General features: G+C 55.8%; 8 protein-coding genes and 1 pseudogene. 8 read left to right on the top strand and 1 reads right to left on the bottom strand.

All coding sequences use genetic code 11. From position 1 onward, the window contains the following. Nucleotides 1–645: site-specific integrase (locus EN742_RS16745; protein ID WP_148670126.1), on the top strand; the 645-nt coding region annotated here is incomplete at its 5' end. On the opposite strand, the gene EN742_RS16740 is transcribed toward EN742_RS16745, so the two are convergent. After that, nucleotides 626–880 (bottom strand): AlpA family phage regulatory protein, encoded by a 255-nt coding sequence (locus tag EN742_RS16740; protein ID WP_091595894.1) that lies wholly within the window; start codon nt 878–880, stop codon nt 626–628. The genes EN742_RS16745 and EN742_RS16740 overlap by 20 nt on opposite strands. Before the next feature lie 256 nt (nt 881–1,136). Between EN742_RS16740 and EN742_RS38150 the strand changes: the two genes are divergently transcribed. From EN742_RS38150 to EN742_RS16705, 7 genes and pseudogenes are all read left to right on the top strand, one after another. Continuing rightward, nucleotides 1,137–1,274 carry a hypothetical protein gene (locus EN742_RS38150; RefSeq protein WP_164746654.1) on the top strand — a complete coding sequence of 46 codons (138 nt, stop codon included), beginning with the start codon at nt 1,137–1,139 and terminating at the stop codon, nt 1,272–1,274. 1,245 nt (nt 1,275–2,519) lie between these two features. After that, nucleotides 2,520–2,714 (top strand): annotated as a pseudogene (locus EN742_RS16730) (transposase); the annotation flags it as partial. 879 nt (nt 2,715–3,593) lie between these two features. Continuing rightward, the gene (locus EN742_RS16725) at nt 3,594–4,154 is read left to right on the top strand and encodes a hypothetical protein (RefSeq protein ID WP_091595768.1); all 561 of its coding nucleotides are present in this window, start codon (nt 3,594–3,596) and stop codon (nt 4,152–4,154) included. A 457-nt stretch (nt 4,155–4,611) separates the two neighbouring features. Continuing rightward, nucleotides 4,612–5,640: a hypothetical protein gene (locus tag EN742_RS16720; protein ID WP_091595766.1), complete on the top strand. Its 1,029-nt coding sequence runs from the start codon at nt 4,612–4,614 to the stop codon at nt 5,638–5,640. A gap of 107 nt (nt 5,641–5,747) precedes the next feature. Continuing rightward, entirely contained in the window at nt 5,748–6,575 is an 828-nt protein-coding gene (locus tag EN742_RS16715; protein WP_189347346.1) for a cupin-like domain-containing protein, read from the top strand. After that, nucleotides 6,568–6,795 carry a hypothetical protein gene (locus EN742_RS16710; protein WP_091595762.1) on the top strand — a complete coding sequence of 76 codons (228 nt, stop codon included), beginning with the start codon at nt 6,568–6,570 and terminating at the stop codon, nt 6,793–6,795. The genes EN742_RS16715 and EN742_RS16710 overlap by 8 nt, the downstream gene beginning before the upstream one ends. Before the next feature lie 2 nt (nt 6,796–6,797). After that, nucleotides 6,798–7,559: a hypothetical protein gene (locus tag EN742_RS16705; RefSeq protein WP_091595760.1), complete on the top strand. Its 762-nt coding sequence runs from the start codon at nt 6,798–6,800 to the stop codon at nt 7,557–7,559. Nucleotides 7,560–7,663 lie beyond the last annotated feature (104 nt).

The raw sequence follows: 7,663 nt of genomic DNA, 5'->3' as shown, positions 1-7,663 counted from the left end.
CTGTCGCCTGCAGAAATCCGGATAATGCTGAAAGAGTTGGAAAACGTGCCGACGCTGCCGACGATTCGGGTCGGCCTAAAGTTCATCCTGCTCACGATGGTCCGAAAGAGTGAACTACTCGAGGCGACTTGGGACGAGGTCGATTTCGAGAACGCCGTCTGGAGCATCCCAAAAGAGCGAATGAAGCGGAAGAAGCCGCATAACGTCTACCTGTCACAGCAATCCCTCGATATCATGATCGCGCTCAAGACTTGTGCGGCGAACTCCCGATATGTGCTGCCGTCCCGCTACGATGCCGATGAGCCCATGTCGCGCGCGACGTTCAATCGGGTAACCGCGGCGATTGTCGAGCGGGCAAAGCAGCAAGACTTTCCGCTCGCGCCTTTCACAGTGCACGACCTTCGGCGCACCGGCTCAACACTCCTGAACGAGATCGGATTTAATCGCGACTGGATTGAGAAATGCCTTGCCCACGACGACAGGCGGTCCTCTCGAGGTGTCTACAACAGAGCTGAATATGAGCCGCAGCGTCGTCATATGCTGCAGGAATGGGCGGACATGGTCGATGCGTGGGCGGCAGGCAAAAAGCACACGCCCAGACTCCAGCCGCCTGCAGAGGCAGCGGTTATCCTTGATCCGATTTGACGGGTCTTGCCTTTCGTAGTCTTACGTCAGGCGCAGGCTTGGTCTTGATTTTTCCGACAGATGACGCATTCCGCCGCTCCTCGATCCACGCTTCGACTTCTGCCAAGTCCCAAACAACACAGCGGGCGGTGAGATTGAAGCGTCGTGGGAACTCGCCACGCTGTTCCATCTCATAGACGGTCGTATCAGACAGGGGAACGATTTCTCGCAGCTGCGACCGGCGAACAGTTCGCACTACTCGACGCGACGCGATGTGTGGTAGAACCAGAAGTGGATCCGGCTGCCCAATTTCGATGCCCTTGAATTTATCGACCTCGGAAGACTGCTGCCGTTTGACCATTTGCGTGACCGGGATGGATTGCCTTACTGGCCAACAATCGCGCAACTTTTCGAGGTTTCGTACAGCCCTCAATTGCGACCACGTATCCTCGCCTACTGACGTGAAGACTCAAGGGCATTTCACTGCGGATTATGTCAGGACCGCACCACCAATGGGATCCATCGAGCAGGCGCTGCATAAGGTCCGACAGGCGATCCTTGCTGCAGGCTTCTCGATGCTCGAATATCTCAAGCTGCGCGCTGACAATGACCTTGCGCCAATTGACGCGTTAATCGGCCGGCGCGGCTAGATCGCGGCGGAGGCGAAGCGCCGCGAGATCACGCTCACAGCCGAGGACGCGAAGCGCCGCCGGCTTCGCAGTTACGCCGTCGCCGATCTCACCAATCATGAGAGATTGCCGACATGGACAGCGAGACTTGGTCTTTGGTTAAACGGCAGCAGGCTCGGCGGTCGCAACGGCTACCTTGTCAAATACTGTGATGAGAAACGTTGCATCGCCAACATCTTCATCGAAGATGTGCTCGCATATTTCGAATTCCTGCGTGCCTTAGCGTGGCTGATCACGGAGGACGGCAGAACAGCCGATGCCGACCGACAAAAGGTGAAAGGCAATGAAGGCGAGCATAGTTCCTGCTCCGCTTGGTTGTTTGCGGAACCGGACCGAGTGTTGGAAAATGAAAGTTGGGGACAGTGCTCTCCGGCAGTTGATTGCAGACGCATCACAATGCGTATTACTCCGACTCAACCGCGCGGGGAAAACCAATGGCGAAGAAACCCAATGAGACTACGAGCAAGAAAGTTGCTTCGACGGCATCCAAGTTGCTTCGTTCTAACAGCTCCTCAAAGGCAGTCAAATCGGTCGCGGGATCCGCTCTTACGCAAAGGGTGAAAAAAAAGAAATAGCGCCGGTTTGACAGACATGAAGCAGTTTTGGCCTCATTCAGAAGAGCGCCAAGGAGTTTGGTTTCCGGCGAACTGGTTGTGTCCGAAAAGGTGGACTGCACGTTGGCGTCGACGCCATCCACAAACTGGAGAGCGCAGAGATTGGCGTTTTGGTTTGCCTTGATCCACCAACGGCACCGATGCTGAGAGAGGCTGCATCCGAGGGTGAGGTCGGCCCGCGCTCAAAGCAAGTTCCTAAAGTCCAGATTTAGAAGACGCCCGTCGAACGCCTGGGGGATGATAGATCTTCCGGAAGTAGGAAGACAGCCGGCTGTTTCGCCACAAAAGCTTGGCCGCAAGCGGGTTGAGGGTCAAACGGAAATGATGTTTCCAATGTCTTCAAACAGCAGAATGTCGAAGGGCCAAAACGCAAGGGAAATGGGCCCATCCGGACGGTCGACATCGAAGTGACCCGCGGACCATAGCCGAAAACAAAATAGCCTTTAAGGGCCCGCTCGACTGAATCCAGGAGCGGGCTTTTCTAATTCAGGGCGGGGTTCGAACCCACGAGACCGATGAAGGTCCACCTCCTTATCAGGGATGCGCAATCGACCGCTCTGCCACCTATCCACAACGTTGGTTCGATTGATCGATCTTCAAGCCCCGAGACATTCTCGGTGCGAATACGGCGGACTTTTGCCGCAAGCACGGCATTTCGGCAGCGACCTTCTATAAGTTCAAGGCGAAGTTTGGCGGGATGGAATTGTCCGACGCCCGTCCCCTGACGGCGCTGGAGGACGAGAACGCGCGGCTCAAGAAGCTGCCGGCGGAGCGGATGCTCGACAATGGATCTTGAAGGATGCTGCCGCAAAAATGTATGGTCCGCCCCGGGCAAGGTGTCGCGAGATCGCGAATGACCTATGGAAGGGCCGATACCCTCGAAGAGCGGCTTGGGTTGAAGCCGCTGGTTGGCCAGCGCATTGCGCCGATCATCATCTTCGCCGCCAGCATCGAACATCACCTGGAGCGGCGTTGTGGAAGCTCAAGGGCGTCAATCCAAAGGGCATTCGACCCGAGACCGACGCGAAGATGATCTCTGATTTGATCGGGATGCTTGAAACATTCGCGTCAACCGCTGCCAGCGGGAGACGAGCGCACCCTTCTTCAGACATGGTCCAATGCGGCCAGTCTTGCATTTGCGATCAGGAATGACATCGCTCATGGCGTGCCACCAACTTGGGCGAGAACGCGCAAGAGACCGTCCAGCGACTATTGGGCCGACGATCACTCTCTCGATCTCGTTCGTCACGCCTTCGCGGTTCTACTGCGCGTCACTGTTGGCGTTTCGACAGAGAAGATGCCGTTGATCGAGCTTGCGAACCCATCTTTGCTACGTGCCCTCCGCCGCGAATTATTCTGAGCGAGATGGCCTGCAAAGACTATAATCCGACCTTCAGAAATACTAAATCGGCAGCGATGGCTTCCTATTTCCCCGCGAGCGCTACACTGGTCACTTCAAGAATGGCGGCACCGTACCGCGGGCGCGCAGGCCAGGATGTCCAGTTCGACGTCACGGAAGGCCAATCGAAGACACGATCGAGGCATTCAACAATCTTGGATTTAACGATCGCACGATGACGATCAATCGTACGGCTACTCGGGCTATATCGCTCGAACTTGGACCGATTGCCCTTGGCCGCTTCCAGGTCGCATTGGTTTCGAGGTTGTGCCGGCATTCAACGAAGCTTTCTACGGCGCGCTCCACGTCGATCATATCGATCACAGCTGGAATGAGAATGACGGCCTCGCTTTTCGCATTCAAAATACACTTGGCCTTGCCGGCTTAGTGGTCGGCGGCAAAGTAGAGTTCTGCAAGATAAGCGGCACCATTCCAATCGGCGGCGCGCTGGTTACCTTGGGCGCGAAGTCGGCGACGGGGTCGACATCGCTTGATACGCCCAATGGCGACAGCACAACCTACCATGTGCGGCTCACGCAGCCGATCTACATGCTCGCCCATGTCGTCACGCCGGTGTTTTCAGGTACGGTCCCCCTGTGGTTCAAGTTGGAACTGACCAAGGGCAAGATCCCTACAACGCTGGGACAGAAGGGGTCGATCCAGATCACACCGACAGGACAGCGCCGTGACTACGTCCTTGTCGTTAGGCTCGATCAGGCCGCCTTTCTCCCGCAAGGGCTGACCGCGTCGGGCAAAGTCGACGTTAATTGGCAGGCACCGACCACGCTGCCGCCGACCGCGGCCGGCATCACGATGCCGCACCAGTAGCGAATTTCTCGCTGTAGCCGGGTTTGAGCGCAGCAAGCGATCTATTCGTCGCACTGCAATCGGCCTATGGCGAACTGAGTGCGAGGCCCTTTTGGAGGGCTTTTCCGTGTTGGCCGAAACGGTAGCTTTGGGTCAGGTCACGACTATGCCTAGCGGGGTGCCTCAACGTTCGTTTCCGACTATTTGTGCCTTAAAACTGCCAACCTGCAACGGCCCAACGCCGCCTGGCAGCTTTTGCGCCTCGTGTCGGCCATAGAGGCGAACTTTACCTCTGCCCGGAAGCAGACATTTCGGTTGACAACGCGCGCCGTCGCGGTCGCGCCATGAACAGGCATGGAATGTGGGTTCAACTGAAATGGATAGCTGGAGACTAGTATTGGCAAAAGTGCTTGCATCGCGGTGCGAACTGACGCTCTCTATTAGCTTAAGGTAAGATCAATTAGCTAAACCTAGTGCCATGGGCGATACTGACATCAACGCCGCTTTCGCGGGGGTGGACATAGCGCGATTTGCCCCGAGGGGGCATGAGCGTTTTGATGGTCCTATTCGAACGTTCTCAGACGCAGATGGGACAACTCTCTCAGCAATATCGGATCGAACGTTTCTTAGGTGGATAATCAGAGAACTCGGCGATCTGAGGGGGAAGCGCATATACGAAATTGGAACAGGAACTGGTTATCTGGTGTCAGTACTCTCCTTGCTAGCCGGCAGGGAAGGAGACGTCCCACTGATATTTGGTTGCGAGATTATTCCCGACCTCTTCGATCAATCACAGCGCGCCCTCATCGGCACTTCTGGTGTGCGCGTGCAATTAGGTGATTGGGTCGATCGACTACCCGAGCTGGGTCTCTTCGACGTCATAATAGCCACTTCTGCGTTTCGTGGCATCCCGCGACTGCTTCGCGAGGCGTTGCGGGTGCCGGGAGGCATGCTCGCTATGCCTGTAGCGATTCCGGGTGGCGGGGACTGCTTTACGATCTTCCTAGCAACCGAGAAAGGACTACTCACGGTCGGCGCTAGGATGTCCGTGTCCGTCCCTACAACCGGTTCCATTGCAGATGAGGACACATGGTACATCCCGCTTGAAAAGCTTATTGATCCGCGACCGAAGTCCTTCTTGCATATTGAAAAGGGCCGAGGCTTTGGTCACCCTGTTTTGGATTCTTTGGCATTCCGGAGCTACCTTTTTGGCGCTGAACCGAATTTCCGCGCTGTGAACCTAGGCGTCGAGCGTACATTCGACCTCACACACTACTCTTTCGGTCTCATCGATAGCGAGCGCCGCTCGGGCGCGCTTTATCACGGCCGCGACATAGTCGTGTTCGGTGATCTGGGCCTCGAATTTGCCGGCACCTTGGCAGCCCATCGGGAACGATGGCAAGCAAATGGGCAGTCGGATCTTAGCCGAGTGCACTATCATATCCCTTGGACCGCGTTCGATGCTGACCAGTTGCCAAGCGGATATGTTGCTGCCCTTGGAGGCTGAGGATGTTGCAGACGGCTCCTCCAGACTTGTCATACGTTTGTCCCGATGTGAGATTTCGGGAAATAGGTTGCATCCCCATCATCGGAATGAAGTGCGCAGCAGAGCTGATGGAAACTCCCTGGGTGTCGCGAGACGTTTCCGCTCTGGATGAACTTGCTGCCCTCCTCACACCCCAGCGTATCGCGGCACGGCATGGGACGCGCTTGGTCACGCTCGAGCATAAGGAACGATGGCGGAACCTCCGGGCGCAACAGAGATTGGGCGATTATCTCGCTGGTCTCGACACAACTGAATTTTATCTCAGGCAGAGTGACGCGTCCTTCGTCGACATCGCGCATCGATTGCCTGTTTCACCTCGATCACGCGAGCCGGCATACTTCGACAACATATGGATCGGTCCGCCAGGAACGGTGCAAACCTTTCATCAAGATAACCACAACGACTACGTCACGAACCATAATTACTTCATTCAGTTGTTTGGGTGGAAATATGTTGCAGTCTGCCACCCACGGGATACCTTCGCGCTCACGGACGGCGCCACAGTGCGAGGGCACCATTGCGATGCCTCGCCGACGGACCCCAATGTCTGGCAACGCGTGCCGTCGTTACGTCATGCAATCGTCGGTCCATGCGACCTCCTGCATATCCCTCCCAGTTACTGGCATTACGTCCAATCCCTCTCAGTTAGCATTTCGGTGTCGCGTTGGTGGTTCGATAACCACTTGGCAGAGATCATTTACAGCGTTGGGCAAGAGCGTTGGGAGCGTCCTGCAATCGTTGTGGCGGATACTAGGACATTCTTGGCTGACCTTGAAGAGTTTGGCGGCGCTTCTGCTTTGAAGCGTGTCCTTTTGCAATTGGCTCCCATCGCAAGATTTGCAATTATAACGGCGTTCAGTGAATTCTATGGCAAAGGAGTTTTCGACTATGTCTGAAGCACCGCTTTCCTTCGAACTGAGTGAAGATCAAGCTAAGGCCCTCAGGTCCCTCGCTGGAGGTAAAGGCATACGCATTTCCGGTTATGTCGATGGGACAACCCTGAAGGTCGACAACATTGCCATCAACGCAGGGATAATCGGTATCAGCAGTTCACCCTTCAAGGACGGCATGGCCCCTTTTATCGCTTGCAATGGCCCGCTCGAAGTTGAAAAATGACAATGGACTACGTCGCGCGTTTTGTTGAAACTGCCCTTGACGAACAAGGCGACATAGCAACGCGCGACTACCTTCGGCTGTTTGGCGACGCTGTTGCACGTCACGTGCCGCCATACTTCCTCGCCGACTACGGCAACAGTTTTAGGTCGCATATTGAGAACCCGGTATGGGTGCTGCAGTCGCTTGTCTCGAATGCGATCAAAGAGGGCGAGGGTTCCCGCGACTTAGCGAAGATTGCCAACGCTTGCACAAGTGCCGGGCTTGTTGACGATCTGAGCCAGCATGTCGAGGATGAGGCAGGTCATTGCCGAATGTACCTTCGTCTCGCCGATCTGGTATTTCCAGACGCATTGCCAGATAATGTGCGCGGGGCCGTTGAGACCCAGTTTCCCCCCATGCAGCACAGCCAGGTCGAGGCCGCTAGCCTCGAAACCTGGAGGGTGCTCGACTATTTGATTCAGGTGAACCTCGGTGAGGTGAGGACCCGCATTCACCAGAAGTTGTTGGAGCCCGTGCTCGAGGCATATTGCCCGCACCGTAACCTAGACATGCTGGGTCGAACGCTATGCAAGTTAAGTGGCGACGAGTGTAGCCACATCCGCTACACTGCAAGACGCATCGGAGAACTGTCCAAAGAATTTGCCTCGACTCGGGTTGAAGAACTCTTTTGGCAGAGATTGCTACAGTTCACCGCATACACAGAGCGCGAATTGGGTAGCCAGAGGGCTGGAGGGTTTGCGACGTCCCTAGTTAGGGATCGGTGATTGCTCCGTGGGGATCGTGTTGGCAGGCACGCTCTTATTCAGGTCGCCTTCGCCGTTGACCCGCGCCGTTAGATCTGTCGACCTCCTGGATGAAAATTCGCTTG

Source organism: Mesorhizobium sp. M4A.F.Ca.ET.020.02.1.1 (genome assembly GCF_004022645.1).
GTDB lineage: Bacteria > Pseudomonadota > Alphaproteobacteria > Rhizobiales > Rhizobiaceae > Mesorhizobium.
Note: the sequence above shows the minus strand (reverse complement) of the source record. Positions and strands in the feature narration are given on the sequence as shown.

Bases quoted from the DNA above. Each gene is read 5' to 3' on its own strand.
- EN742_RS38150 (WP_164746654.1), top strand. From the start codon at position 1,137: ATGGGATCCATCGAGCAGGCGCTGCATAAGGTCCGACAGGCGATCCTT.
- EN742_RS16720 (WP_091595766.1), top strand. From the start codon at position 4,612: ATGGGCGATACTGACATCAACGCCGCTTTCGCGGGGGTGGACATAGCG.
- EN742_RS16715 (WP_189347346.1), top strand. From the start codon at position 5,748: ATGGAAACTCCCTGGGTGTCGCGAGACGTTTCCGCTCTGGATGAACTT.
- EN742_RS16710 (WP_091595762.1), top strand. From the start codon at position 6,568: ATGTCTGAAGCACCGCTTTCCTTCGAACTGAGTGAAGATCAAGCTAAG.
- EN742_RS16705 (WP_091595760.1), top strand. From the start codon at position 6,798: ATGGACTACGTCGCGCGTTTTGTTGAAACTGCCCTTGACGAACAAGGC.